Annotated in this window: 24 protein-coding genes, 4 pseudogenes and 1 riboswitch; of the genes and pseudogenes, 11 read left to right on the top strand and 17 right to left on the bottom strand. The window is 59.3% G+C overall.

Features of this window, described 5'->3' with window-relative positions:
* Nucleotides 1–36 precede the first annotated feature (36 nt).
* Entirely contained in the window at nucleotides 37–732 is a 696-nt protein-coding gene (locus MF410_RS32505; protein WP_096772339.1) for a DUF6875 domain-containing protein, read from the bottom strand.
* Between the two features lie 356 nt (nucleotides 733–1,088).
* Here MF410_RS32505 and MF410_RS32500 point away from each other — a divergent pair, with 356 nt between their 5' ends.
* The gene (locus MF410_RS32500; RefSeq protein ID WP_239621135.1) at nucleotides 1,089–1,661 is read left to right on the top strand and encodes a hypothetical protein; all 573 of its coding nucleotides are present in this window, start codon (nucleotides 1,089–1,091) and stop codon (nucleotides 1,659–1,661) included.
* 310 nt (nucleotides 1,662–1,971) lie between these two features.
* Here the strand turns inward: MF410_RS32500 and MF410_RS32495 are convergent, their stop codons facing one another.
* Both MF410_RS32495 and MF410_RS32490 read right to left on the bottom strand, forming a co-directional pair.
* Nucleotides 1,972–2,268, bottom strand: coding sequence for a hypothetical protein (locus MF410_RS32495; protein ID WP_096772340.1), 297 nt, complete (start codon nucleotides 2,266–2,268; stop codon nucleotides 1,972–1,974).
* A pseudogene (locus tag MF410_RS32490) lies at nucleotides 2,268–2,492 on the bottom strand (transposase domain-containing protein); the annotation flags it as partial. The gene MF410_RS32495 and the pseudogene MF410_RS32490, both read right to left, overlap by 1 nt.
* A gap of 94 nt (nucleotides 2,493–2,586) precedes the next feature.
* Between MF410_RS32490 and MF410_RS32485 the strand changes: the two are divergent.
* Nucleotides 2,587–2,861 (top strand): annotated as a pseudogene (locus tag MF410_RS32485) (serine recombinase); the annotation flags it as partial.
* A gap of 126 nt (nucleotides 2,862–2,987) precedes the next feature.
* Here the strand turns inward: MF410_RS32485 and MF410_RS36855 are convergent.
* From MF410_RS36855 to MF410_RS32475, 3 genes and pseudogenes are all read right to left on the bottom strand, one after another.
* A pseudogene (locus tag MF410_RS36855) lies at nucleotides 2,988–3,577 on the bottom strand (Tn3 family transposase); the annotation flags it as partial.
* Between the two features lie 276 nt (nucleotides 3,578–3,853).
* A protein-coding gene (locus MF410_RS32480) for an IS630 family transposase (protein WP_170961553.1) occupies nucleotides 3,854–4,799 on the bottom strand; the annotation gives its coding sequence in 2 pieces (ribosomal slippage) (nucleotides 3,854–4,459 and nucleotides 4,461–4,799; 945 coding nt in all).
* A 220-nt stretch (nucleotides 4,800–5,019) separates the two neighbouring features.
* Entirely contained in the window at nucleotides 5,020–5,976 is a 957-nt protein-coding gene (locus MF410_RS32475) for an IS481 family transposase (RefSeq protein WP_096771901.1), read from the bottom strand.
* 238 nt (nucleotides 5,977–6,214) lie between these two features.
* Between MF410_RS32475 and MF410_RS36695 the strand changes: the two genes are divergently transcribed.
* The 3 genes from MF410_RS36695 to MF410_RS32465 all read left to right on the top strand — a co-directional run bounded on the left by MF410_RS36695 (nucleotide 6,215) and on the right by MF410_RS32465 (nucleotide 9,508).
* The gene (locus MF410_RS36695; protein WP_275593055.1) at nucleotides 6,215–6,340 is read left to right on the top strand and encodes a hypothetical protein; all 126 of its coding nucleotides are present in this window, start codon (nucleotides 6,215–6,217) and stop codon (nucleotides 6,338–6,340) included.
* A gap of 117 nt (nucleotides 6,341–6,457) precedes the next feature.
* Nucleotides 6,458–7,543, top strand: coding sequence for an HlyD family efflux transporter periplasmic adaptor subunit (locus MF410_RS32470; protein WP_097622114.1), 1,086 nt, complete (start codon nucleotides 6,458–6,460; stop codon nucleotides 7,541–7,543).
* 27 nt (nucleotides 7,544–7,570) lie between these two features.
* Nucleotides 7,571–9,508: a peptidase domain-containing ABC transporter gene (locus MF410_RS32465; RefSeq protein WP_239621132.1), complete on the top strand. Its 1,938-nt coding sequence runs from the start codon at nucleotides 7,571–7,573 to the stop codon at nucleotides 9,506–9,508.
* A 96-nt stretch (nucleotides 9,509–9,604) separates the two neighbouring features.
* Here MF410_RS32465 and istB read toward each other — a convergent pair whose 3' ends face one another.
* Entirely contained in the window at nucleotides 9,605–10,339 is a 735-nt protein-coding gene (istB, locus tag MF410_RS32460) for an IS21-like element helper ATPase IstB (RefSeq protein ID WP_222135253.1), read from the bottom strand.
* A gap of 1 nt (nucleotide 10,340) precedes the next feature.
* Nucleotides 10,341–11,840 (bottom strand): IS21 family transposase, encoded by a 1,500-nt coding sequence (gene istA, locus MF410_RS32455; RefSeq protein ID WP_222135254.1) that lies wholly within the window; start codon nucleotides 11,838–11,840, stop codon nucleotides 10,341–10,343.
* A gap of 753 nt (nucleotides 11,841–12,593) precedes the next feature.
* On the opposite strand from istA, the gene MF410_RS32450 reads away from it, so the two are divergent.
* Both MF410_RS32450 and MF410_RS32445 read left to right on the top strand, forming a co-directional pair.
* The gene (locus tag MF410_RS32450) at nucleotides 12,594–12,929 is read left to right on the top strand and encodes a helix-turn-helix transcriptional regulator (RefSeq protein WP_007635986.1); all 336 of its coding nucleotides are present in this window, start codon (nucleotides 12,594–12,596) and stop codon (nucleotides 12,927–12,929) included.
* The gene (locus tag MF410_RS32445; protein WP_096771906.1) at nucleotides 12,922–14,169 is read left to right on the top strand and encodes a type II toxin-antitoxin system HipA family toxin; all 1,248 of its coding nucleotides are present in this window, start codon (nucleotides 12,922–12,924) and stop codon (nucleotides 14,167–14,169) included. The genes MF410_RS32450 and MF410_RS32445 overlap by 8 nt, the downstream gene beginning before the upstream one ends.
* A 196-nt stretch (nucleotides 14,170–14,365) precedes the next feature.
* On the opposite strand, the gene MF410_RS32440 is transcribed toward MF410_RS32445, so the two are convergent.
* From MF410_RS32440 to MF410_RS32410, 7 genes and pseudogenes are all read right to left on the bottom strand, one after another.
* Entirely contained in the window at nucleotides 14,366–15,007 is a 642-nt protein-coding gene (locus MF410_RS32440) for a thiamine phosphate synthase (protein ID WP_239621130.1), read from the bottom strand.
* The gene (locus tag MF410_RS32435) at nucleotides 15,004–15,777 is read right to left on the bottom strand and encodes a thiazole synthase (protein ID WP_096771908.1); all 774 of its coding nucleotides are present in this window, start codon (nucleotides 15,775–15,777) and stop codon (nucleotides 15,004–15,006) included. Before MF410_RS32435 ends, MF410_RS32440 begins: the two co-directional genes overlap by 4 nt.
* A 1-nt stretch (nucleotide 15,778) precedes the next feature.
* Nucleotides 15,779–15,976 carry a sulfur carrier protein ThiS gene (gene thiS, locus MF410_RS32430; protein ID WP_007635990.1) on the bottom strand — a complete coding sequence of 66 codons (198 nt, stop codon included), beginning with the start codon at nucleotides 15,974–15,976 and terminating at the stop codon, nucleotides 15,779–15,781.
* Entirely contained in the window at nucleotides 15,973–16,953 is a 981-nt protein-coding gene (gene thiO, locus MF410_RS32425) for a glycine oxidase ThiO (protein WP_007635991.1), read from the bottom strand. The genes thiS and thiO overlap by 4 nt, the downstream gene beginning before the upstream one ends.
* 2 nt (nucleotides 16,954–16,955) lie before the next feature.
* Nucleotides 16,956–17,159, bottom strand: a pseudogene (locus tag MF410_RS32420) (phosphomethylpyrimidine synthase ThiC); the annotation flags it as partial.
* Between the two features lie 260 nt (nucleotides 17,160–17,419).
* Nucleotides 17,420–17,550, bottom strand: a riboswitch (TPP riboswitch).
* A 1,122-nt stretch (nucleotides 17,551–18,672) separates the two neighbouring features.
* Nucleotides 18,673–19,086, bottom strand: a complete 414-nt coding sequence (locus MF410_RS32415) for a hypothetical protein (protein WP_054186188.1) — start codon at nucleotides 19,084–19,086, stop codon at nucleotides 18,673–18,675.
* A 9-nt stretch (nucleotides 19,087–19,095) separates the two neighbouring features.
* Nucleotides 19,096–19,644, bottom strand: a complete 549-nt coding sequence (locus MF410_RS32410) for a hypothetical protein (protein ID WP_054186187.1) — start codon at nucleotides 19,642–19,644, stop codon at nucleotides 19,096–19,098.
* A 255-nt stretch (nucleotides 19,645–19,899) separates the two neighbouring features.
* On the opposite strand from MF410_RS32410, the gene MF410_RS32405 reads away from it, so the two are divergent.
* From MF410_RS32405 to MF410_RS32390, 4 genes are all read left to right on the top strand, one after another.
* Nucleotides 19,900–20,067, top strand: coding sequence for a hypothetical protein (locus tag MF410_RS32405; protein WP_007636000.1), 168 nt, complete (start codon nucleotides 19,900–19,902; stop codon nucleotides 20,065–20,067).
* A 169-nt stretch (nucleotides 20,068–20,236) separates the two neighbouring features.
* Nucleotides 20,237–21,127 (top strand): hypothetical protein, encoded by an 891-nt coding sequence (locus tag MF410_RS32400; RefSeq protein ID WP_239621127.1) that lies wholly within the window; start codon nucleotides 20,237–20,239, stop codon nucleotides 21,125–21,127.
* 23 nt (nucleotides 21,128–21,150) lie between these two features.
* Entirely contained in the window at nucleotides 21,151–23,085 is a 1,935-nt protein-coding gene (locus MF410_RS32395; RefSeq protein ID WP_096771911.1) for a flagellar biosynthesis protein FlhA, read from the top strand.
* A 38-nt stretch (nucleotides 23,086–23,123) separates the two neighbouring features.
* Nucleotides 23,124–23,876 (top strand): pectate lyase, encoded by a 753-nt coding sequence (locus MF410_RS32390; RefSeq protein ID WP_096771912.1) that lies wholly within the window; start codon nucleotides 23,124–23,126, stop codon nucleotides 23,874–23,876.
* 60 nt (nucleotides 23,877–23,936) lie between these two features.
* On the opposite strand, the gene MF410_RS32385 is transcribed toward MF410_RS32390, so the two are convergent.
* Nucleotides 23,937–24,734: an EscU/YscU/HrcU family type III secretion system export apparatus switch protein gene (locus MF410_RS32385; RefSeq protein ID WP_096771913.1), complete on the bottom strand. Its 798-nt coding sequence runs from the start codon at nucleotides 24,732–24,734 to the stop codon at nucleotides 23,937–23,939.
* Nucleotides 24,721–25,530, bottom strand: coding sequence for a flagellar biosynthetic protein FliR (locus tag MF410_RS32380; RefSeq protein ID WP_096771914.1), 810 nt, complete (start codon nucleotides 25,528–25,530; stop codon nucleotides 24,721–24,723). The genes MF410_RS32385 and MF410_RS32380 overlap by 14 nt, the downstream gene beginning before the upstream one ends.
* Nucleotides 25,531–25,535 lie beyond the last annotated feature (5 nt).

Raw genomic sequence — 25,535 nt, 5'->3', positions numbered from 1 at the left:
TTGCGACTGCGAGTACACCCCGGTTGCGAGTAGGTTTCAGCCGGTTCGCTCCAAAAGTTGCCTAATGCGGCGGCGACCCTCGTCACCAAAAATACTGAAGTAAGCCTCCAGGCACTTATCGCTGCCAAGCATGAAAGGAGCATCATATTTGGTGATATGCCGAATAGCCAAGGCTGGAACCGGCGTGTCGAGCGGTCGAAACATCCTATTGTGCAACCCAGGTTCCGGGCAACCTGGATAAAATTCACCGATCATGAAACCTTCCTGAATGAAGTCGGGCTTCAGCCGTTTCTGCAGTTGACCTATCATGTTGATCTCTCCTTCATCCTGAATTCCAGGAAGGGCAATAATAATCGCCTTATAGATCCAGTCGCCCGTTCGATCGTTGAAGGACATAACGGGTTTCATCTGGCTGAAGACGGCGAGCATACGCGCCATCTCATTTTCGATTTCGTCAACTGCAACAACTTGCGACGCGGCAATCCGTAAGAGTCCCTTCGTCAGAGCTTCGGGAACGAAAGGGCAAACGCTCCCGTCCCGACCCAAACGAGGATGTGGATTGGAGAGGAAGTCCGAGGCATACCGAGCAAATTTCTGAAGAGCTGCGTTTGTATACTCATCGTAGGCATTGTATCCGGCATCAATGTTCTTTTCCAGAATTTCGCCCACTGTCATCAATGGACCGATCGTCCCGAACGGTTGGCTGTAATCTGTCCAGATCTCTTTAGTCATTTCGGATCCCTCGCTCGAAAAGCCACACGTTCAAAACGGAAGGTCGGGCTCTTTCATGCCAGCTCGGGCGGCGGGCGAGCTGGGTCGGGGGCCAACTAAGAGACCGACCTTCCATCGGAAGCGAAGCTCCCGAATTTTTTGATAGCACTGGTAGTTACACTTGTGTAACTGTTTTTTTAAATGGATGTGAAAACAAGAGCGGGGGCTCGTGCACCCTGAAGGTCAGTCGCACGACCGCTAAAAACTCTATATTCGTCGTAGTTATAAAGACATACATATGATAAATGTCGCCGCGATGGGATCCGGTAACAGGCTTTGGGTGAAAACAGAACGACCCATTGCGCAGAGGCGTGGCCGTGGCGAAGACAACACGAAGAGTAATATATACGCCAGAACAGATCGACGTCGGCGTAAAGCATAAGCTTGAGAAAATTGACTCGTTTTTGTCAGATCTCTTTAGCGAAAATTCCGAAGAAAAACTTTTCCTGAGGAACATTCTTGGGTTGCTGCTTAAAGTATATCATATGCATGCTAATAACAGACCCATGACGAAAATGCAGGCGTGTCGCTATCTACCTTTTAAAAACCAGACTGTTTGCCAAAAGTATGTCGAGGCAGCGCATTTGCGTGGGTTCATCGACATCACTCGGGACAAAACGGACAAACGGCGTCTGATTGTTGTTCCAAAAGAGCCGTTGGTTGTCTATGTCAATGAATATATAGCTAACTTCCTTGATGACTGCCGTAGAGCGATTGACAGTGCCGCTCAAGTAGCTACGCTTCCTGAGGAAGGAATGGCAACGGCACGGTCTTCATCTATTAATAAATCGCCAGCGTCTTCTGGAGCACCTGTAAGTTCCTCTCAGAAGACAGCCGATCTAAAAGCCCAGGCAATTTTAGCGAGTTCTATTGTGGGGAAGCAAAAGTAAGAAGCCGTCTCGCGCGCGATTAGCCTTTTATCAATCAAATGTCCCCTCCGTACACAAGCTTCATCGAGCTAACCCACTTCGCCCAGCCGGCCAGGCGGCCGGTGCAGGCGCTGCTACGGGGGAGCGGCTGTATCGTCGTTTCTGCCAGGAAACCGCGCGGGAGGTTCGGCGGCGTCCTCAGGCGCATACCTTGGCATTTACGCTGTCTTTTTCCGCTAACGCGGTCGTCCATCTCTTGGTCGAGACAGTGCATGAGATGGTGGCGAGTGGGAACGCAGGGTCGTCGCCTCGATCGTAACCGGCCCGATTGCTACCGCGGAGATTTTGCTTTGATGCGAGCGACGAGCGGCACGTCGTCAACAAAGCTGTCGAGGAAGTCGTTCCATTCTTGGGATGACCGGCGGGCGTCTTTGAGCATCTGCTCCAATTCGTCCATGCCGTCGTCTGTCAGTGCGGTCACGGATTCGTCGTCGCCAGTGCACACGGAGATAATGCTGCCATAGCTCAGATTATCATCGTTGGAGACGATTGCCTGAAGAAGCTCCGGGTCCTCTTCGAGAATTTCGGCAACAAATTTGATCGTACGGACGTGGGTGACTGTCGCCATCAGGCTGCCTTTGCGTCGATTGTGGTGATCGCCGACCAGTTCCACGGAAGCAATTCGTCTAACCGATTGATCTTGTGATCGTGGATACGATCGAGCACGTCAGCCAGATATGCCTGCGGATCACGACCATTCATCTTTGCCGTCTCGATGATCGTCATGGCGCGTGCCAAGGTCTCCGCTCCCGTATCGGCTCCCGCGAAGAGCCAGTTCCCTCTTCCAACGCCAAAGCCCGTTCATTCTGCCCATGTCGGCGATGAAGTCGAGGTCTATTATCGCTGGCATCCGTATTTCGGCCAGAGGGTTTCCATTTGGCACGACGACGATGCGGTGCGTGACGTGGTGTTGACGATCCATTGGAAGGGCGGTCAGCTTCGGAGCTCAAGGTCCGTAAGCCTCAGACCGGTGAACACGGTTGTGCCACCACTGAGGATGCCCTGGCGGTGATGCGCAGCATGGCTGGTCGCTGCTCCGATGAACATATCGCCGCGTCGCTTAATCGAATGGGCATGCCAACGGGGCAAGGAAAAACCTGGACCGGGCATCGGATCGCTTCTGTAAGGCGGGTGCGTGCGATCCACGCGTACAAATCAGCCTAACTATCGCTGGCATCCATATTTTGGCCAGAGGGTTTCCATTCGACGCGTCGAAGAAAGAGCGACAGGTCGGTTTCTGAAGGTTTTGGGGTCGGCCTGTCAGGGTTATTCTGAACCGTACCCTCTAATGGCATCGCCTTGCGCGGTGGCGGCAAATAATAGGCCGTCGCTCGAAGCCGGAGTGCTCATGGATCGGTAACCCCGCCTGCGCCTCGACCACCCTGGCTAGCGCCGGTCGTAGGCTTCGCCTTCGACATGCCACTGTCGAATACGGATTAACAACCACAAGGTGTGGGTGTCTCTGTGGCATCGGCCATCATGCGCAGGTCAAAGTTAGTCCCTTCCGCGAGGATGACGTTCATCGCAGGGCGCTCCGCAGATGATTGAATGCTTCGCAGAAGCCAGTCGCAGCATCCACGTCGGGACATCGGTGATCCGCGTGGGCGAGATTTGCTTGTAGAGATCGAGTAACACGTCCTCAAAGCCGTCCGGTGCGGCAACTTTGAGCTTCTCTCTAATACAGGACGCCTTCGCAATCGAGCCGCCGGGAATCGTACCAGCCCGAGCGGGCGCGGCCAAGCTCGCGTAACCGGATGTCGAGGTGAGCTTGAGATTTCCAGCTATTCCTCCTGTCGCAACGGCACAGCGAGACGACCGCTGTCGGTCACAGCCTGGGCCGGAACAAGTGCAGGTCTGAGATCGCTATAGCGTCGGGACCCGGCCAGGCATTCCCCAATAGGTGTCTCGTTTCTTGTCGCATCCGGTGGATCTTTTACTTGACGCATGCGGCCATAGCATCTGTTAACAGGGACAAGGCCTGCGGCACCAGAAGCGGCGCATCCGCACCCACTATCGTGCGGAGGGCCACAGTCCGTTAACAATTCACAGGTTTCAGGGTGCATCAGCAACAACAAAAATCGACGGCAAGCTCGATGGGGGGCCACGCGGATTGGGGTGCTCACTGAGCGCCGAGGTTCTAGAGTCTGTCAGGTTTATTTTGAACCATACCCTGCATGTCTGAGGTAGTTAGAGCACTCTTGGGGACTGAACGTCTTCAAGAGTTCTCCAATGCGTCTCCATGTTGTTTCAACGGTTCGTTCGTCTGCCTTTCTGACGAGTGTCTTGAGCTTTGCGAACATCATCTCGATGGGATTGAGGTCGGGGCTGTAGGGCGGCAGGAAGAAGAGATGTGCACCGACATCTCGGATCGCATCGCGGGCCGGCTTTCCTTTGTGGCTTCCGAGATTGTCGAGGATGACGATGTCACCGGCTTTGAGTGTCGGGACCAGACATTGCCGAACCCATGCGGTGAAAGCGATGCCATTGATGGGACCATCGAGGACGAAGGGGGCAACGATGCTATCGCGGCGTAAGCCGGCCAGGAAGGTCAGTGTCTTCCAATGACCATGAGGGACTTTTGCAATGAGGGGCTCTCCCCGCTGACACCAGCCGCAGGTGCGCGTCATGTTGGTCTTGACCCAAGTCTCGTCGATGAAGACGAGACGGTCCGGATCAAGCCGGTGCTGATGGGTCTTCCACCGCATCCGGAACCGGGCCACCTTCGGGCGGTCTTGCTCGCTTGCCACCAGCGTTTTTTTTGAAGGTCTTGCCTTCGCTGCGCAGAAAGCGCCAGACGGTGTCGTGAGACACGTTGATCCCCGCAGCCTTCAGGTCCGCCGACAGTGCGCGCACCGTCCAGTCGGACTTGACTTGTAGCCGCTGACGCACGGCGTCGGCGGCCGCACCCCTCAGTGTCGGTTTGACATAGCCGCCGATCTTCGCCGGCGCCAGGCCTTTACCTGAACGATCGAGCTGTCCGATGCGTACCGCTGTCGCAGCCGATATGCCGAACCGCTCCGCTGCGGCGCGAACCGTCATGCCATCATTCAACGCTGTCGCAATGCGCGTTCGCAAATCCAGAGAAAGAGGTCGCACCATCATCGCTGGCCTCCACACCAGCAATGACCTTGAATCACAAAATCAAAGACAAGGGAATCTCCGCACGATTCCGATTAGCGCTGACAGACTCTAGGCCTCAACTGTACCGCCCCCACCGAACTTCGGAGCTGTCGATCCTGTTCAAGACGTTCATTCAGAACCCTACTCGGTTTGTCGTGCTTGCGACAGCGTGATGTGCGTTTTGGCATGTCTCGGCGCTCTAGGTGTGGAGCCTCAACAGGTTGTCCTTGATCAGGCCGAGTCTACTGACGGGCGGTTTGGATTGTAGGCTGCCGTGCGGGCGATGCCAATTGTAACGGTGGAGCCAGAGCGGCAGGTCGGCGGCGCGCTGCTGCGAGGTTTCGTAGGCCTTGGCATATGCCCATTCGCGCAGTGCGGTCTGGACGAGGCGTTCGGCCTTACCATTTGTCTTCGGCGTATAGGGTTTGGTGCGGATGTGTTTGATGCTGAGCCGCCGCAGCGCCTTGGCGTATCGATGGGAGCGGAAGCTTGTGCCGTTGTCGGTCATGACGCGCTGGACCTTGACGCCATGGGCTTTGAAGAAGCGCAAAGCATTGAAGAGAAAGCGCAGACAGGAGCGTCGCGTCTCGTCGGGTAATATTTCCAAATAGGCCAGGCGTGAGTGGTCGTCGATGGCCAGATGGACGTATTCCCAACCGATGCCGCGGCTGTTGCTCTGCCCCGTGCGATCGCCGGTGATGCGGTGGCCGGTTCGGTTGAATTTGCCGAGTTTCTTGATGTCGATATGGATGAGTTCGCCGGGCTGGTCGCGTTCGTAGCGCCGCACCGGCTCAGCCGGGGCCAAGGCCTTGAGCTTGTTCAGGCCAAGGCGCTTGAGAATGCGGCTGACTGTGGCTGGCGAGACACCCGTCTCCTTGGCGATGTGTTGGCCGGTCATGCGCAGGCGGCGTAACGTCTCGATCCGGGCGGCGGTGGCCTGCGAGGTCGGATGATACAGGCGGTGCGGTCGGGAACTGCGATCATTGAGACCGGCCTCGCCCTCCCGTCGATAGCGTCTTACCCACTTATAGACAGTCTTCACGCAGACGCCGAAAGCCGCAGCGACGGCCATCGGTCGCTGTCCTTCCATCAGCACGCGGTGCGCAATTACCGCTCGACTGAGCGGCGTGAGGCGGGCATTCATATGGATGTCCATTCGGTCCCCCGAGAATCACTGAAGCTTCGACAACCTCAGCTTTCCCGGTCCGGATCGAATGGACAACCTATTGGAAGCTCACATCTAGGGCAGCCATTGTATAACATGCAGAACAGTTTTCTGATGCTTTTCGCTCTTTCTGCATTGGCACGAATCTTGAACCTTTTTGTTGCGCGCCGCTAGGAGCTCCCAACGGGGCCTTGGCATCTTCTCAATCCAGCTCTGAACGGAGACACCAATGATGAACAACATGGCAGCCTATCGTGTAACTGAATTAACCCCTCAAGAAGCAGCTGAAACCTCCGGAGGTTGGTATTTTTGGGTTTACGTGTTTTTGCGACGTTACGGGCACTTGTTTGGTTGATACAAAGCGAGCTGGCTCTCGATGGCTCCTAGTGACTACAGACTAGCAGTTCCCCTTTCTGCTGAAACGGCCAGCTGCACCGCAGAAAGCATACTGTCGCGACGATCAGGACGATCCCTGAGCATTTATAGGGCGATCTTGCTCTTCGTCGTCGCGGCATTTGGCTCACTGCCACTCGTCACCATACCGGTCTCCATGCAGAGTGCCGGTACTATTCGCCCGATCGTGGAGAAGACGCCCCTGATAGCGCCCGTCTCCGGACGCATCTCCCGTGTCCTTGCCTTTGAGAACGATCTCGTTGCTAAGGGGAAGGAAATAATCGCCTTTGACGATCATGTAATCGAGGAAAAGCTCAGCGGCGTTTTAGCCGACATTCATGCCAAGAGCGATCTTGCCCATGACTTCCAAACGCTGATTTCTTCCGGCGCAAGGATCAGCGTCTCGTCCCCCCTACAAACCGAATCCGCGACGGCTGAAAGGGTGCATTTTCTCAACTTGCTGCGCGAGAACCAATATGCGCGCAGTAACGCCGCGGCGGAACTCGACCGCGCAAAGCGACTTGTCTCGGCTGCTGCGGCGCCGGCGAAGGCCGTTGACGAGAAGGCTTTCGCTCTCCAAAATATCGAGGTCCAAGGGGAGATCCTCGTGCGACGCAAAACCGCTGATTGGAACCAGAAGCTCCTTGATGCTAACCTGCGCTTAAAGGAACTCACGGCCACCTTGCATCAGCTCGAGCACGAACGGGACCTGCACCGCATCCGCGCCCCAGTATCGGGTGCTCTCGAGCAGTTCTCCGGCCTCGCGCACGGAAGCTACGTTCAGATCGGGCAAACCGTTGGTTGGATCTCGCCGAACGACGATCTGGTGGCGGAAATCTACGTCTCCCCCAACGACATTGGCTTTGTGCAGGCTGGTCAGCCGGTGCGGCTCCAAGTGGATGCCTTTAACTACAACCAATGGGGTGTCATCAAAGCAAGGGTGCTCGAGGTGGCGCAGGACTTCACTCTGCATGACGGGAACCCGGTCTTCAAGGTCCAGTGCGCGCTCTCTCGCAGCGATCTCGCGCTAAAGAGCGGGGCCATCGGCCACCTGAAGAAAGGAATGACCGTGCGGGCTCGCTTTCTGTTGGCCAATCGCACTCTCCTGCAACTGCTCTACGACGAGGCAGACGATTGGCTCAACCCGATGCTGGCGGGGCGCTAATATTGTCCCAACAGTCAGCGAGCCTCCATGTCGAGTAAGGCCATTAAGTTCAAGCAGCGTGACATCACGGATTGCGGCGCCGCCAGCCTTGCTTCTGTCGCAGCCTTCTACGGCTACAAGTTGCCATTGGCGCGCATCCGCCAGTATGCGTCGACCGACCGCTCCGGTACGAGCGTGCTGGGGCTCACGGAGGCGGCGCAGAAGCTGGGCTTCATCGCGAAAGGCGTCAAAGGTGGCTTCGACAGCTTGTACAAGATCCCTAAGCCCGCTATCGCGCACGTCGTCAAGGAGGGCCTGCACCATTTCGTAGTGGTCCATGCGATCGACGCCAAGTGGGTTATCGTCATGGACCCGGCCTTTGGCGAAATCTGCAAAGTGCCGCATCAGGAATTCATGGAGCAATGGACCGGCGTCCTGGTTCTGCTGGTTCCGGCAGACACATTCAATCGCCGAGACGAGACCACGTCGCCCCTCGCCCGCTTCGCCCGCCTACTCGCGCCACACCGCATGGTGATGGCGCAGGCTCTCGCCGGCGCGCTGGTGACGACCGTCCTCAGTCTCTCGACGGCGATCTACGTTCAGAAGATCGTTGATCACGTGATCCCAGCGGGAAACCGCAACCTGCTCAACTTGATGAGCATCGCAATGCTGCTGATCCTAGTGATACAGATCCTGATCAACCTCCTAAGAGGCCGACTCGTCCTGCAGACGGGGCAGAAGATCGACGTCTGCTTGATCCTCGGCTATTACAATCACATCCTGGCCCTGCCTCAGAAGTTCTTCGACAGCATGCGCATGGGAGAAATCGTGTCGCGCATGAACGACGCTGTGAAAATCAGGAGCTTCCTGAACGACGTTTCGATAAACATGTTTGTTGACGTTTTAATGATACTGTTCTCGTTCGGGATGATGTTCATCTATTCTTGGAATATTGCTTTGATCGTGGCGCTCGCCATTCCAATGTACATCCTGGCATATTGGGCCATTAATCGGATGAACAGAAATCTCCAACGTGTCATCATGGAAAATGACGCCAAACTCGAGGCGCAACTGGTAGAATCACTCGGAGCCGTCTCCACCATTAAGACTTCCGGCGTCGAGAGCTTCGCAAACTTCAAAATGGAGACCCGCTTCGTAAAGATGCTGCATTCCGTTTACAGCTCCGGGCTGATCTCAATCTGCGGCGACAACGCCTCGACGTTCCTGTCGGTCCTGTTCACCATCGTGCTGATGTGGTTTGGAACCACGCTTGCGCTCGAACAGGCCGTCACGCCCGGCGAATTGCTGTCCTGCTATACGTTGCTTGGCTATATCACCCGGCCGGTCACCCGCCTGATCCAGACCAACCGGATCGTTCAAGACGCGTTTATCGCGGCGGATAGACTTTTCGAGATCTTTGAACTGGAGTCGGCAAGCAGCAGCGGCATCGATGCCACGAAGACCGATCTCGGAGATATTCGCCTGGAGAACGTCACGTTCCGCTATGGCGCGCAGGCGGAGGTTTTCAGCGATCTAAGCGTCTCCTTTCGCCAAGGAGAGTTGACGGCCGTCGTGGGTGAGAGCGGCTCGGGCAAAAGCACCCTTGCGGCTCTGCTGCAGAATGTCTACCAGCTTGAGGATGGATGCATTCGGATCGGCCGATATGCCCTCCAGGACCTCTCGAGCGCATCACTGCACAAGGTCATGGCTGCAGTACCGCAATCGATAGACGTCTTCTCTGGTTCCGTGATCGAGAACATCGCCCTGGGCGAGTTCGAACCGGAGTTCGATAAGATCGTACGTATCTGTGATCGAATAGGACTGCGGGAGTGCATCGAGCGCTGGCCCGGGCGGTTCCAGGCCCATCTGGGCGAGAACGGGGTTCGCCTCTCCGGAGGTGAGAAGCAGCGCCTCGCATTGGCTCGGGCCCTGTACCGGGTGTCAATCGGCTTGGTAACGGGACCCCTTATCGGCTCCCAAAAGTGACCCCTGCCTCTGGTTGCATAGGGTCAGCGCGCGTAGGCCCGGAGCTTTTCATTTAGCGCAGGGGCCTGCGGGCGCGGGTTGGTTGTCTTTTCGGCTTTAGCTTTGAGAGCGGTTTTTGAAGCGCCAGGATTCATTTCCGGTTTCCAGGATCTCGCAATGGTGGGTGAGCCTGTCGAGAAGAGCGGCGGTCATCTTGGCGTCGCCGAACACAGCGGGCCATTCTCCGAAGGCTAGGTTGGTCGTGACGATGACCGACGTCCGCTCGTAAAGCCTGCTGATCAAATGGAAGAGAAGCTGGCCGCCGGCCTGAGCGAACGGGAGATAGCCGAGTTCGTCCATGATGACGAAGTCGAGCCTGGTGATGAAGTCGGCAAGCCGCCCCTGTTTGCCATTGCGTGCTTCTGTCTCAAGCCGATTGACGAGATCGACAACATTGAAGAACCGGCCCCGCGCTCCGTTGCGGATAAGAGCACGGGCAAGCGCGATGGACAGATGGGACTTCCCTGTGCCGGTCCCGCCGACCAGAACAACATTGTGTTGCTCGGCGAGGAACGCCCCGGTCGCGAGCTGGCGCACTAACCCTTCATTGACCGGTGTATCGGTGAAGTCAAAGTCGTTGATATCCTTGGCCAGCGGCAATTTGGCGATGGCGATCTGGTATTTGATCGACCGGGCCTGCTTCTCAGCAATCTCTGACTGCAACAAGTCACCGACAATACGGGGCGGTTCATGCTGGCGTTTGATGCCGGAAGCCATTGTCTCGTCGTATGCGCTGCGCATGCCAAACAGCTTCAGCGTGCCCATCATGTCGAGGATTTGGGATCGTTCCATATCAGCTTGCCCTCCTGAGGCTGTCGTAACGTGCGCAATCGGCCAGAGGCTCATGGGTCAGGCGAAGCGCATCGGGAATGGAAAGGATGGCGGCCGGTTGCGGATCACGCTTACGGGCCAGAATGTTGATGATGACGGCGGATGAGAACACGCCCTGATCGAGCGCCTCCTGGCAGGCTGCTTCAACGGTGGGAAGCCCGGCCTCACCGACACATTCCAGGATCGCCACCATCTGCCGGTCGCCGTCATGCATGGCCTTCAACCGGCGGCGCACCTTCTCCATGGCGGCGGGCAAAACCCAGTCATGGAACGGGGCGCCGTTGCGTAGGGCTCCCGGCTTGCGGGTCAGGACCGGAACGTAATGCCATGGATTATAGATCGTCTCGCCGCGGCCGAAGCAGCGGTCGTGCTGACCGATCTCGATGCCATCTTGCCGGATGACGATGCGGTCGGCATAGGCATGTACCTCTGCCGGGCGACCGACCGCGGTGGACAGCACCGAGTATTTGTTGTTGTCGAAACGCACGAGGCAGGTCTTGCCGATCGAGGCCTGGACGGCGTGGAAGCCATCGAACTTGCCGGGATAACTGATCATATGCGGCCGCTCCGCATCGAACACCTCCCAGATCGTGTGCTCCGTCTGATCGACATGCTTATGGGCGCGGGCATAGCTGATGCACTTGTCCAGCAGCCAGCCGTTCAGCTCATCGTAGGATTTGAAGCGCAGACGTGGGGTGAAGAAGCGCTCTCTCACCAGATTGACCTGGTTCTCGACCTGGCCCTTCTCCCAGCCGGACGCCGGCGTGCAGGCCACCGGCTCGACAAGGAAATGGCTGCACATCTGCAGGAAACGACGGTTATATTGCCGTTCCTTGCCAACGAAGACCGTCTCCACCGCCGTCTTCATATTATCATAGATGCCGCGCGTGCAGGCTCCGCCGAAGAACGCGAACGCCTTGTCATGGGCGTCGAAGACCATCTCCTGCGTCTCTCGCGGATAGGCCCTCACAAACATCATTCGGCTGTGGCAAAGCCGGACATGAGCCACCTTCACCGTTGTCGTCACGCCGTTCAGTACGACAATCTCGTGGCTCCAGTCGAACTGGTAGGCTTCGCCGGGCGCGTAATAAAGCGGGACATAGGCTTCCGCCGTCACGGCCCCGCGCTCTTTCGACCATGTCCTCGCATAACGCCGAACGGTGTCGTAACCGCCTTCATAGCCGAGGTCGCGTAAATCCTCGTATATCCGGATCAGCGTCAGGCGCTCGCGGGAAGCCTTGGCCTCATTGGCAAGCAATATCCGATCGAGTTGTTCGCGCCATGGTCCGAGCTTCGGCTGAGGTTGACGGGCTCGCTCGTATTTGAACTCCGTCTCATCGGTGCGCAAAACCTTCCGCACCACTTTCCGCGATATGCCCAACTCCCGGCAGATCGCCTTGATCGACTTGCCTTGCACATGGGCCAGCCGTCGTATCTTCAGAATTGTTTCCACAATAAGCATCCAAACAAAAAGCCTCCGATGAAACCGGAGGCTGTTGTAACCCCATCGCAGATGGGGGTCCCGTTTGGACGCCGATCACCCCAAATGCGGGGTCCTTATTCCATGCCTAATCACACTGGGCCTGGTCCGATGCCGACCGGATCGACCGGCTGCAAGGTTTGTAAAGACCGTTTCAACAACCAGCCCCTCGGCGCTTCGGCAGCGTGTATCTGAAGCTGCTGGCGTGCATCGGCCGCGTTCACTCTCTATTCGCCAGAACACGGCACCTGGGGAATCATCGCATCCGGCACGACCTAGCTGGCCGGTTCCGCCGGCGCCGGCAAGAGGATGACTATGGCAGGGACCGTCATGGAACAGCGCCCGCTCGGCATGACCGCTGAGGCGATTTTCGCTGTTCCCGGTCATTTGCTTTGCACAGCCCGGAAGAGCGTTTTTGGTACCTTATGCGAACGTTCGCAACTTTATCAGGGACAAGCGGGACCTGGCGGCAAGCGGGACGCCGAACGATATCGACTCCACCATCTTTGACGTTGCCAAAGATACGGTTCACTTCCCGCTTGCTTGCTTGCTTGCTTGCTGATGAAGTTTAGGGTGAGAATTGGACACCGCTAGTTATTCGCAGGATTGCTCGGCAAACGAACCAGACGGGGTGGCGCTCGACGAAACAATCGGCTTTTCTACCTGACCATCCCTCTGGCAAAATTGTCATCTTCGTGCTACATATTGGGCTTATCTGCAGTGCGAAGGTGACAAATGCCTACACCTCATAACCCTCCGGCCGCTGTGCGGCGCGCGCTGCGCAAACTGGGCGCAGACATCCACGACGCACGTCGACGTCGCCGCCTGCCTATGGCGGTAGTAGCCGAACGTGCCTTCACCTCACGCTCAACGCTTCAAAAGATCGAGGCCGGCGACACCAATGTCAGCATCGGCATCTATGCAGGCGTCCTCCAGGCACTCGGCCTGCTAGTTGGGCTGAGCCAAGTCGCCGACATCAGTAACGACAGCGTCGGCCAATCTTTGGCCAGTGCGGAGTTGCCCAAGCACGCTCACCCAAAGCGATCGCCGGGATCGTCACGCGATGGCTGATTTTGAAGTTCATCTCGACCTTCACGGTCACACCCGTCCGATCGGACTGGCGCGAAGCAATCGCGTCCGTGGTGCCGAAACGATCGTGTTTGAGTATGACCGTGCCTGGCTAGAGGACCCCGGCCGCTTCTCGCTGGAGCCCGCTCTAGCTCTGAGCCGGGGAGCGTTCGCCCCACCCGCCGGCCTCGCAAACTTTGGCTCTATTGGTGACTCAGCACCCGATACGTGGGGCCGACGCCTCATGCAACGCTCGGAAAGGCGCATGGCTGAGCGCGATGGCCGGGCCGTTCGTACGCTGGCCGAAAGCGACTATCTGCTTGGGGTCGCCGACGAGACACGGCTCGGCGCCCTCCGGTTCCGCCGGGTTGGCGACGAGGAATTCCAGGCGCCGATCCGTGCCGGCGTTCCCGCCCTCATCGAGCTCGGCCGCCTACTGCAGATCACCGAACGTATTCTGCGCGATGAGGAAACCGACGAAGACGTCCAACTTATCTTCGCGCCTGGCTCCTCGCTTGGTGGAGCGCGTCCGAAGGCTTCTGTTATCGATCAACATGGCCATCTCTCGATCGCCAAGTTTCCTAAGGAAACCGACGACTACAGCATGGAGACATGGGAAGAGGTCGCTCTGCAACTGGCTGAACAAGCCGGCATTGTCACGCCCCTCCACGAGCTCATCGACGTCGCCGGCAAGAAGGTCATGCTCTCGCGTCGCTTCGACCGTGATGGTGCTGTCCGGATCCCCTTCCTGTCCGCGATGGCGATGATGGGCGCAAAGGACGGCGAGCGTGGAAGCTATCCGGAGATCGTAGACGCCTTGGCCGAACACGGCGCGCAGGGAAAGACCGATGCGCACGCGCTTTATCGCCGCGTCGCCTTCAATGTGCTGATTTCCAACGTCGATGACCACCTGAGAAATCACGGCTTTCTGTGGCTCGGCAAAGCCGGCTGGTCGTTGTCCCCTGCCTATGACCTCAATCCAGTGCCTACTGACGTCAGGGCGCGCGTCCTGACGACCAACATAGATCTTGATGAGGGCACCTGCTCCCTTGATCTGCTGGAAGAAACTGCCGGGTTCTTCGCGCTCACGCTCGCCCAGGCTCGCGCGATCATTAAGGAAGTCGCGACCTCCACAGCAAGGTGGCGCGAGACCGCAAAGGCGGTCGGTGCGCAGTCAGCCGAGATCAACCGTATGGCTAGTGCGTTCGAGCACGATGATTTGCAGCGAGCGCTAACTCTATGAAGAGAGCCTTACTCCAAAGTTTCGACCCGCCCTCGGCCAGCCCGATCACTGAACCAAATTGCGGCATCGTTGCGTTGCAAAGATCGGGTGTCCGATAGTAACCTTCCGATGGTGCCTCAGTCAGCGTCTGAACCAGCGAGCGGTGGTCGCGAGCCCCTGACGCATCCGCCTTTTGGTCCTCTTTATTGTTGCCTTTTCATTGTAGAGAGCCCAGGTGCGGCCTCTCAGTCACGGACCGCCAAGGCGCGGTCGCGGCCAGCCACTGTCGTGTGCGGGCTTCGGGATCGGGGTTGCGGGTGATATCGGTGACCACGGCAGCGGTATCGGCGCCGTTTTCCAGTACCAGCGGCGCGCGCTCGGCGGTGATCCCGCCGATGGCAACGAGCGGCATCGGCCCGACACGCCGCCGCCAGTTCGCAATGCGTTCGACGCCTTGTGGCGTCCATCTCATCTCTTCGAGCACCGTGGGCCAGACCGGTCCGAATGCCACGTAATCCGGACGGGCGGCCAGCGCCGTCTCTAGTTCCGCCATGTCGTGCGTGGAAAGGCCGAGCTTCAGGCCGGCGCGGCCGATTGCAGCCAGATCGGCTGCCGCCAGATCCTCCTGCCCGAGATGGATGAAATCGCATCCCTCATCGATCGCGAGCTTCCAGTAATCGTTGACGATCAATCGGCAGTCCGCTGCCGCGCAGGCGGCTTTCGCACGCCGGATCTCCTCGCGAAGCACCGGCTCTGGCTGGTCCTTGATGCGCAGCTGGACGAGTTTGACGCCGAGCGGCACGAGACGCTCGACCCAGTTGGCGCTGTCGACGATGAGATAGAAGGGATCGAGCTTCATGAAAAGACGGCCTTTCCGATGACGGGAGTGGAAGGAACGGCCATGTCGCGCGGCTCCAGCGGCACGGCGCCATGCGCGATGCGGCCGGCATTGATGGCAAACGCGAAGGCCTCGGCCATGGCGGCGGGATCACCCGCGCCGGCAACGGCGGTGTTCAGAAGAACGGCATCATAGCCGTATTCCATGACGGCGGCGGCATGAGATGGGCGGCCGATGCCGGCATCAACGATGAGCGGCACATCCGGAAAATGTGCTCGGAATGCCCGCAGCGCCATCGGGTTCACCGCTCCCATGGCAGAGCCGATCGGCGCGCACCAAGGCATCAGGACGCGGCAGCCGGCGTCCAGCAGCCTTTCGGCGACGACAAGATCGTCGGTCGTATAGGGGAAGACGTGAAAGCCCTCGCCGGTCAGGATGCGTGCCGCCTCGACGAGGCCGAAAACATCGGGCTGCAGCGTATCGTGATGGCCGATCACTTCGAGCTTGATCCAGTCGGTGCGGAAAACATCGCGCGCCATCTTCGCCGTCAGCACAGCCTCCTGCACGCTGTGGCATCCGGCCGTGTTGGGAAGCACGCGCACATCAAGCTCGCGGATCAGCTCAAAGAAGGCGCCGCCCGCCTTGCCGCCGACGGCCTCGCGCCGAAGCGAAACAGTTACAATTTCGGTCTTCGATCGTCTCACTGCTTCCGCAAGCACGGCCGGAGACGGGTAGCGGGCGGTGCCAAGCAGCAGCCGGGAATGGACCTCGACGCTGTAAAGTTTCAGCATCTTAGCCTCCTTGCATCGGTGAGAGAATTTCAATGCGGTCGCGCTCGCCAAGCATGAAATCGACGCGATCCTCGCGGTGTACCAGTTCGCCGTTCACCGCGGTTGCGAGCCACCCGCCTTCGTAGTCCAGAGCGAGAAGCAGATCTGCGAGCGTCGCGGCCGCGACCTGTTGTTCCTCGCCATTGATGATGAAGGTCATGGCGCCCTCCTTTCCGTTTGTTCTGTTAGAAGAAGCCGCGCCACCTCTCCGGCCATGGCCGGCGCCAGCAAAAAGCCATGGCGATAGAGGCCGTTGACATGGAGGGTGTGTTTCTCCTGCGTCACGCGCGGTAGATTATCGGGATAAGCGGGCCGCACGCCTGCGCCTGTTTCCGTGACGCGTGCCTCGCCGAAGGCGGGATGCATCGCATAGGCAGCATTCAGCAACTCCATCAGCGAACGCGCGGTAATCGGCCCCGCATCGTCACTTTCGATCATCGTCGCACCGACCATGAAGCAGTTCTTTTCGCGCGGCACGATATAGATCGGGTGGCGCGGATGCAGCAGGCGGACGGGGCGAGAAAGGCTGACCTCGCGCGTTTCGACGCAGAGCATCTCGCCTCGAACACCACGCAATTCGGGCAGTTGGCCAATCTGGGCGGCACCGGTGCAGTCGATCACCCGGTCATAATGGGCAACGTTCGCATTGCCCGTGACGCCGAACACGAGAAGCACGCGGGCGTTCTCCAGTCCTGCCGCAAGTCCCGAGAGCGCCTGCCGTGGATCGAGGTGCGCTTCCTGCCGGAAGAACAACGCCCTGCGGAAGCGGCCGGCGAGATCAGGCTCCAGAGCTGCGATCGCCGCCTCGTCCAGCCATTCCCATCCGCTTGTGCGGCGGGAAAAGCGGTCCAGCTCGGCGGTATCTCGCCCACCCGCGACCACCAGCGTTCCTCGGCGTTTGACGTGGCCGGGCAATGCTGCCTCCCACCAATCGGCGGCATTACGACCGAGCGTCAGCACCGGTTCCTCCGCACTTTCCCGTTCGCACCACGGGGCGAGCATGCCGCCGGCAAGGCCGGAGGCGCCGCCCCCGACCTTGTCGGCCAGCTCCGTAAGGGTGACGCGGAAGCCTTGGCGATAAAGCTGCCAGGCCACGGTGAGGCCGGCAACGCCGGCCCCCTTGACAAGAACGCGCATGGTCATCCTCCAATCGGTATTTTAGCGGCCTCTACGACCGACATGTAAAGTTCGCCGCCCTGTCGGTATTTCGCCGCCATCGCGTCCAGCCCCTCCTTCTGCGCCTCGGCGCGGATGTTGTGCGATATGCGCATCGAGCAGAAATGCGCCACCTTGTGCGCTTCCTTCGGCAAGGTCTCGTCACGGTAGCTGCGGGCGGTGTCGGGATGGGAGGAATCATAGACGACGAAAGGCGGCTCGCCGGCGGTCGGATGGACGCTGATTCCGCGCATCGGCACGCGGACATGACTGTGGATAACTCCCGGTATGGATCTTCCGCGACACTGGCAGCGGGCCGGTGGTGACGGTTGGGGTGAAGTTTTTTGCGGCAATGTCATAGTTTGAGGCTCCAAATTGAAAGTTGGAGACCCAGTCAGCCGGAATGATGAAAAGACGCCGGCATGGATTCCACGCGTGAATCCGAAGCCTTGGAGCGCTTGCACCGTCCCTACGCCAGTATGAACTGGATCAGGTTCAACGGGTCACTGCGCCACAACAAGCAACACCTTATTGTTCAGCAGTATCTCAGCCCCTTGCCGGGCCCCCCTGGTGAATGCCGCCATGAAAGACCGGAGCTGCCCTTCTGTCAAGCAAGGCCTAATGCATATTTTTCTTGCTCGTCAAGCATGACGGCTTCCCGTCTAAAATCGCCGTTGAAACCGGAAGTCTCCGTGCCTCCGCTAATTGCATTTCACAAGCGCGATATGCGCGCCGCAATAGGAACCTAACTGGCGGATATTCGCCACCTCCACCGAGGCGAGAAATGCCGGGCCCGCCCGTTCCTTAAGACAGGTTCCTTCGGCCCGCGAAGGTGCTTAGCTTTGTCGATTGCGCAGGCTCTCAGTGCGCGAGCGCTTCCGCCACCCGAATCCCACCGGCTGGATCCGAATCGACCCCACAAGCAGCGCGATCACGCCGTCCCCGACGATCCATTATGCGATCTTCGTCCAAAACGTGAGCTCCATAGCAACAAGCCGGAGCGCTGGCCTCGAAATCGCGCCGTGCCACGACGTAGGAACGTCCTGAGCGGAAGCGGATGTCGACTGTCCTCTAGAGCCAATATCGGTTTCTCGGGGGAAGCTTCATGCGGTCGAGGCCTCATTTTTTTGGATATGGTACGCGCGTTGTACTATCGTGGCGGGAAATCCGGAGAGGGGCATGCAATATGGCCAAAGGTTGGTGCTGTGAGCAGCACCTCGGCTGATCATCGGGGCTGCCGCAGTAGGCGCTTCGGGCGGTATAGCCATTGCAGACTTCGAAATTCCTGAACTGCTAATCGCCGCGCTGTTTGAGGGCGTTATCATTGGCATGGCCGTTGAGCAGTTCCTAGCTACGATGAGCAAACAGGCTTGGCGGGAGAAAAACAGATGGCGCTCGGAGGAAACGCGCTGGAATGAGCGTGCCGTACTCGGACCCTGGCTTAAGACACCAGCTGCGGAGCCATTACGGCCGGTCGACGCCGCGGATCAACTCCGTATCGTGATGCGCTCGAAGTTCACCATCCAGCCATTGCTGAACAAGAGGGGAGCCCGGGTAGGTTTCGCATTCGTAACGTGAGCACTAATTTCAAGCTGAGGCTGAACATCAATGATCAAGCGATGACGCGGAACGTTGCATCAGGACAGTGGTTACGCTGGTTCGCTGCCAAGGCGGTTGGTTCATCTGCTGGTTCTTAGCTCTCTACCGGTCGACTTTCTCCGCTGCTTCAAGCGAAAATTCGGCGCGCAATACCGCCTTCTGTGCTCGCGAAAAATCGGCGGCGGCTTGTTCTGCCCGCTCTTGCGCGGCGCACCGGGCGTCTTTGCGCTGCGCAAGCGATCGGCCGGCATCGGCTTCATGGCTGCGCAATACGGATTGTCGCATCAACGCGTCCTGAAGCTTGGCGGCGGAGATAACGCCGCTCTTGCGCAATTCGTCGACGATAGGATTGCCTGCGGCCCGGCTTGCTGCCATGTCGAGCGCTTCGGAGGCTTTCGCTTCCCGCTCCCGCGCGTTTTCGGCGTCCGCCCGCGCCTCGGAGAGGCTGCGGGAAAGATTGTCCGCCCGCAGGCTGCGGATCTCCAGTAACTGCCTGAGAGACTTCAGCGCCTTCATATCAGCCGCTCAGGCACCGTTGTTCGTCGTCAGGATTTCCAGCTGGCCGCCCTTGATGACCTTGATGCTGTCGGCTTCCTGCCGGCTCAGCACGTCTTCGACGGCCTTGGTGAAGACGGAGGGGCCGCGCACCAGCACCAAGCCGCTGGCGGGATCTTCACGCAGTGCATCGTCCGGCAGTAGCGGGAACAGCGCGCGAATGGCGTTTTGCTCGGTCTTCCAGCTGCGGTCGCCGCGATCGAGGACAACGGTGGAGACCTCCTGCTTAGGCGCGATGATGATGCGGCTGCCGTCATAGGCGACGAAGAGATTGCTGGCATCGCCAAGCTTGACGAAGGCCTTGGCTCCGCTTTCTCGGACGGACCAGTGCTCGACCTTGCCGCTCAGCGTCCCGACTGTCGTGACCGGGATGCCAGACATGAAGGACAGCGTCTGGACGACATCGCCAAGCGGCAGGGAGACGACATCCAGGCGCACCTCCCGCTCGCCGGCGCCGGCTGATGGAGGAAAGGAGACCAGCAGTCCGATAGCGGCCATGTAAACAAAACGCGCAAACATCTGAGTTTACCTCACGATCCGGATGCCGCCCGACAACTAATGAACGAAGGAAATCAGGGGGCTGCGAAATCCAGTCTGTTAATAATTATCTGATCTACTGTTGCAGATCATCGGTCCGCTGGGAACAGGACGGATATCCATTTCGCGCAATTGTTGTACATATCGCGAATTAATAACTTTTTAACATAAGCTGTTGAATTCGATCCGGAATTCTGCAAGATTTTGGCCGCCAAAACCATGCAAGGAGTTCAAGACATGGCTACCAGCACTAGTACTTCGACACTCGATGCGGGTATCGGCTCGGCGATTTCCGCCTTCAAGTCGGCCCAGAACGAAGCGACCGCGCAGAGCCTGCAGGTTGCAACTGAAATCACCAAGATCAACGGCGTCGCAAACGCCATCAAGAAGATCGGCCCAGGCTGATTGAAACAATGGCGCGACGGGTTCGCCCGTCTCGCTTCCCCGCTCTCGAAGACAATAAAAGCCGCTCGACGGACGGTTCGGGAACAAGATGGCTATGAATCTAGATCCCTCTTCGCCGACATTCAGAGGTAACGCCGGCAACGCTGCGTCAGGCCGCGGCGGACCGGTCTTGCGTATCACGCGCGCCGGGCGCAGCTCCATTCTGCCGTTGACGGCGGAGCGGCAGGTTGTCGGCGGCAGCGCCGATTGCGACCTGATCATCCTCGGCGCCAAACCGGAACCCGCCTTTGCCATCAGTCTGCAGCGCTCCCGCGGCTCCGACGCGGTGTCGTTTACCGCGCTGCGGGATGACGTGGTGATCGATGGTCATTCCATCCCGCGTGATCGAACGATGAGCCTTACAAAGAGGCAGACCATCTCCTTCGACGGCACGGCCTGCGAACTCGAAGGTCTCGGCGCCGGGCGCGGGCGGTTCGCGCCACGCCGGATTGCGGCTGCCGGCCTTCTCGGGCTGGCGGCGATGCTTTTGCTGGTCGGCCTTTACAACAGCGACGCGCCGGCTCACGAAGGCCCGCCCGTCAGGGTTTCCGCCGCACCCGAACCGGCGCCGTCATCGGCGGCGATCGCTGCCGAAATCCGCCAGGCCATTCGTATGGCTCAGATTCCCCAAGATCTTAGCATCGTCGCCACCGCCGACGAAATTCGCATCGGCGAAGGATCGCGACCTCTCGGCCTGCCTGACAAGACGAAGCTGCGTAGCATCATCGCCTCGATGAGCCGGCGCGGTGGTTCCGTTTCCATCGTCGATCTCACCGCCCTCTCTTCCGGTCTCGACGGCTTCGTCGCCGCCGCCGGCTATACGCCAGTCAGGTTCATCATCGGCTCCGACGGCCGCCGCTACGAGGAAGGCGATGTCGTTGCGAGCGGCTGGCGGATCAAGGAGATCGGCAACGACCAGATGATCGTTTCCCGCGACAGTGAGGACGATACGGTCAATTTCGCCTCCGCCGGCAGTGCCGAGCCGAAGCTCGCCGAAATTTCCAGCAGCGAACAAGAATAGGCGATGGCGTCGGAAGCCGGATCATGAAGGTAAGGTCATCCGCCATCGCCATGCTTGCGCGGCGCACCGATATGCTGCTTGCGGTGTTTTTCGCCTCCGTCGTGACGATGATGGTGCTGCCGCTTCCGACAATCGTTCTGGACGTGCTGATCGCCTTCAATCTCTCCTTCGCTTTCGTGGTGCTGATCACCACGACCTATCTGAAGAGCGTGCTTGAAATCTCGACCTTTCCCGCGGTCATTCTGATCGGCACGCTGTTCCGCCTGGCCTTGACGATTTCCTCGACGCGGCTCGTGCTGGCGGATGCCGATGCCGGCGAGATCATCATGGCCTTCGGCGATTTCGTCGTTGCGGGAAATGTCGTCGTCGGCCTGATCATTTTTCTGATCGTGGCGCTGGTGCAGTTCATCGTGGTGACGAAGGGCGCCGAGCGTATCGCAGAGGTCGGCGCGCGTTTCACGCTCGATGCCATGCCGGGCAAGCAGCTCGCCATCGACAGCGACCTGCGCAACGGCCATATCACCACGGAAGCTGCGCAAAAGCGCCGGTCGCGTCTCGAACAGGAGAGCCAGTTCTTCGGCGCGATGGACGGCGCCATGCGCTTCGTCAAGGGCGATGCGGTCGCAGGATTGGTGATCGTCGCCGTCAATCTCATAGGCGGCCTGGCGATCGGTATCTTCCAGAAGGGGCTGAGCTTCGCCGAGGCTGCCCATCTCTATACGCTGCTGTCGATCGGCGACGGTCTGGTGTCGCAGATTCCGTCGATTCTGATGGCAGTCTCGGCCGGTATCGTCGTGACCCGCGTGTCCGATGACGGCAACGGCAGTCTCGGCAGCGATATCGGCCGCGAACTCTTCCGGGAGCCCCGCGCATTGGCGATTGCGGCGGCGCTGACGATCTGCGCGGGCTTCGTCCCGGGATTTCCGACGAGCGTGCTCGCCGCGATCGGCCTGTGTCTGGCGGGCCTAGCCTTCATGATTCATCGCCGGCGCGCGGGCCCTGCCGCGGCCGGATCGGCGAATGCCGTGGAAAGCGCCAATTCCTATCCGCTCGACAGGGCGAAATATGGCGATCCCGTCATCGCCACCGTCGCGGTGGAAACGCTGGCGCGGCTTGAGGCGATGCGGCTCGGCGAAATGCTGGACGCGCGGATTCGCCTGGCGGCGCGCGCCGTCGGCGTCTCCGTGACGGTGCCGACGTTCAACGCCGATCCCCGCATGGCCGAGGATCTGATCCATCTTCAGGTGGAAAATGTGCCCGCCGGCCTCGTCAACTGCGGTCCTGAACGGACGGCCGAACAGATTGCCGACGACATCGTGCGCATCGTCCGCCGCCATATCGGCGCCCTGTTCAGCGTCGACGACGCGGCACAATGGCTGGGGAGCCTCGAACCGCGTCTCGGCAAACTGGCGATCGACGTCGCCACCCAGGTGCCGCTGATGCTGACGGTCGCGGTCGTCAGGCGCCTGCTGGATTCCGGCGTGACGCTTTCCCAGCCGCGCGGACTGCTGGAAGTGATGCTGCACGCCGGCACCGATCACGCACCGGATGCCGTGGCCGAAATGGCGCGCGCCGCGCTGGTCAAGCAGATCGCCTTCGGGCTTCTCGACCGGCGCGGATTGCTGCCGGCGCTGGTGCTTCCGGCCGAATGGGACCACTTCATCCGGTCCTATGATGCCGCTGGAGCGACCGAGAAGATCGAGATAGCCGAAAGACTGCGCCTGCTGGCCGAAAAAGCCAGGCAGGCTCTCGAGGACACCAACGAGCGGGGTTACGATCCCGTCATCATCGTGCCGGGCGAATGGCGCCTGCTCACCCAGACGCTGATGATCCACCACAACTGCCGCATTCCGGTGCTGGCGGCGGCGGAGATCGACAGGGATATAACGATCGAAACCGTCGGAGAGATCGGGCAAATCCGGAACGCTGCCGGCTCCAAACAGAGGCCAGGCTCATAGAGCAGGTGAAGTAGACGAGACCAACTGGGGTGAATGCAATGTGTGGCGTAGATGGACAAAGGCCCATCGACTTCGACAGAACGTCCCGTTTCGACCTCGAGTCCGGTTGCCTTGGCGGCAGCAATAGGGCCGACACGGATTTCACCGCCATCCGAACCCGCAAGGTTTCGCCCTTCGAAGATTTCTCCGGCAACCCGCCGTTGCTAACTTCCTATGTGCCGAAGTCGCGGGAAACGTCGGAAAACGGCACTGAGTCCGACCCCAAGGATGTGCTGCGCAAGCACATCAACTGGCAGTCAGACTCCAAGAAGGTGGATCCATCCGACGAAAAACAGGCCACGACGGAAAAGCCCGACCTCTCGAAAGAGGGCAGCGTCATCGTGGTCAATGAGCCGATCGTCGTAGATGGAGGCGTGTTCGACGGCAAGGGGGCGACCTATACGGCCTCGTCCAAGCTCGGCAATGGCGGCCAGTCCGAAACCCAATCGCCGCTGTTCATTTTCAAGAACGGCGCGACGCTCAAGAATGTCAATCTCGGCGAGAATGGCACCGACGGCATTCACGTCTATGGCGGCCCGACGCTCGAAAACGTCAATTGGCAGAATGTCGGCGAGGATGCGCTGACGGTAAAAAGCGCCGGCGACGTCACCATCGATGGCGGGGCGTTCTCCAACGGCAGCAACGTCTTCCGCACCGACAGCTCGCTTGCCGGCGCGACGTTCCTGTCCCAGATCACGCTGGACGATGTGAAGAATTGTACGCGTGTGGGTGACAATCAATCGGGCGTTTGAGACGCCCGACGACTGGAACCGCAAATTGAGACCAAGCGGGCGCCTTAGGCTCCCGCTTTTTCATTGCCGGCCAGGCCCTTGCCTGCGCGGCGAGCTGCTACGCATTTCCGCGCCGATCTGCCGGCGCGCCGATTTCAGCTTCGGGTCGCCCTGAGTATCCTTGTATTCGCGCCGCGCCTCCGTCCTGGTCATCCGGTGTTCGTGCCTGAACAGCGCGCGCGAAATGCGAATATCGAAAAACGCCGCCGCTACCATGATGCCGGCGGCAATGACGAGGATCGAGCCGAGGAGATGGGCTGCCGCGGAGAGCGTGCATGCTTCTCTGCAAAGAGGCGACCAGAAGATGCTGTTGAGAAAATAGAGGATCGCACCGCCGCCGGCCGCCGCGAGCAGGACAAACTTGACGAGCCCCTTGACGAACTCAGCGATGCTCGCGAGCGAAAAAAGCCTCTTGATGCCCTCGAACGGATTGAGCCGGTTAAAATCGAAGCTCATATGTTTGAACGATACGAGAAACCCCTGCCCGTCGAGGATCGCGACCAGGATGGTTGCGGCAAGACCCATGGCAAGCGGCAGCCAGATGAGATCGAGCAGCGCCACGCCGGTTTCGCTCAAGCCGACAGTGACGGCGTCGGAGGGGTCGGCCCGCGCGGCGGAGTGTAGGCCGGCATCGAAACTGCGGGTGAAATCCTCGAGGATATCAGGCAAGCCCCAGGTGACGTAGACGGCGATGGCAAGGACGGAGATCGCAACCGGGATTTCCTTCGAGCGGGGAACCTGGCCCTCGCGCCGAAGACGATCGAGCTTCACCCGGCTCGGCGGCAGGGTTTTTTCCTCGGTATCGTCATTTTTGGCCATCGGTCACCTCCAGCATGGCTTTCGCCTCGTTGAATCCATCGATCCAGAGATCGTGGAAATAGCTGGAGATGAAGGCCGTGTAGATCACGAGGATGACCATGACCGCGAAGTTCTTGATGGCCGGCAGGCTGTCGTTCAGCGGGAATTGTTTGGACGAGCGGCCGACGAAGGCGAGCGACAATTCAAACGCGCAGGTGACGATCATGAACGGGGCGGCGAGTAACCCGGCCGCTTTGAACAGCCGGCCGAAAACGCCTGATATCATGTCGAGCGGATCGTCGGGGATAGTGGGCATGAGGTTGAAGAGCGGCCAGAGCTCGAACGACTTATAGAAGATCGTGACCAGATCGATGATGCCGCCGGCACTGACGAAAATCACCAGGGCGATCGACATCATCAGCGAGCCGAGCGGCGCGGTTTCCAGCGCGTTGATCTGGTCGAAGAGATTGGCGGCATTGGCGCCGCGATAGACATCGGTCATATCGCCCGCCGTCTGGGCCGCCCAGAAGGGAATGCCGAGCCCCATGCCGATCAGCGCCCCGAAGCAAAGCTCCTTCATCGAAAGGGCGGCCAGATCGAACCAGGACGTATCTCCGAGAGCCAGCACCGAATAGGCGAAGGCGACGGAGGGCGCCGAAAGGCCGATTGCCAGGCCGAAACGCAGAATGCCGACGATGCTAAACAGCGAGAAGATCGGGAAGATCAGCAGGATCCCGAGCGCACGCGCGGCGCCGAGCATGGCTGCGGCCGGTGCCGCGACCTCAATGCCGACGAGCGGAAGATGATCCGGCCCCATCCGCC

This window comes from Rhizobium sp. C104 (assembly GCF_022354505.1).
Lineage (GTDB): Bacteria > Pseudomonadota > Alphaproteobacteria > Rhizobiales > Rhizobiaceae > Rhizobium > Rhizobium redzepovicii.
The sequence above is the reverse complement of the archived record's forward strand: the minus strand, read 5'-3'. Positions and strand labels throughout refer to the sequence as shown.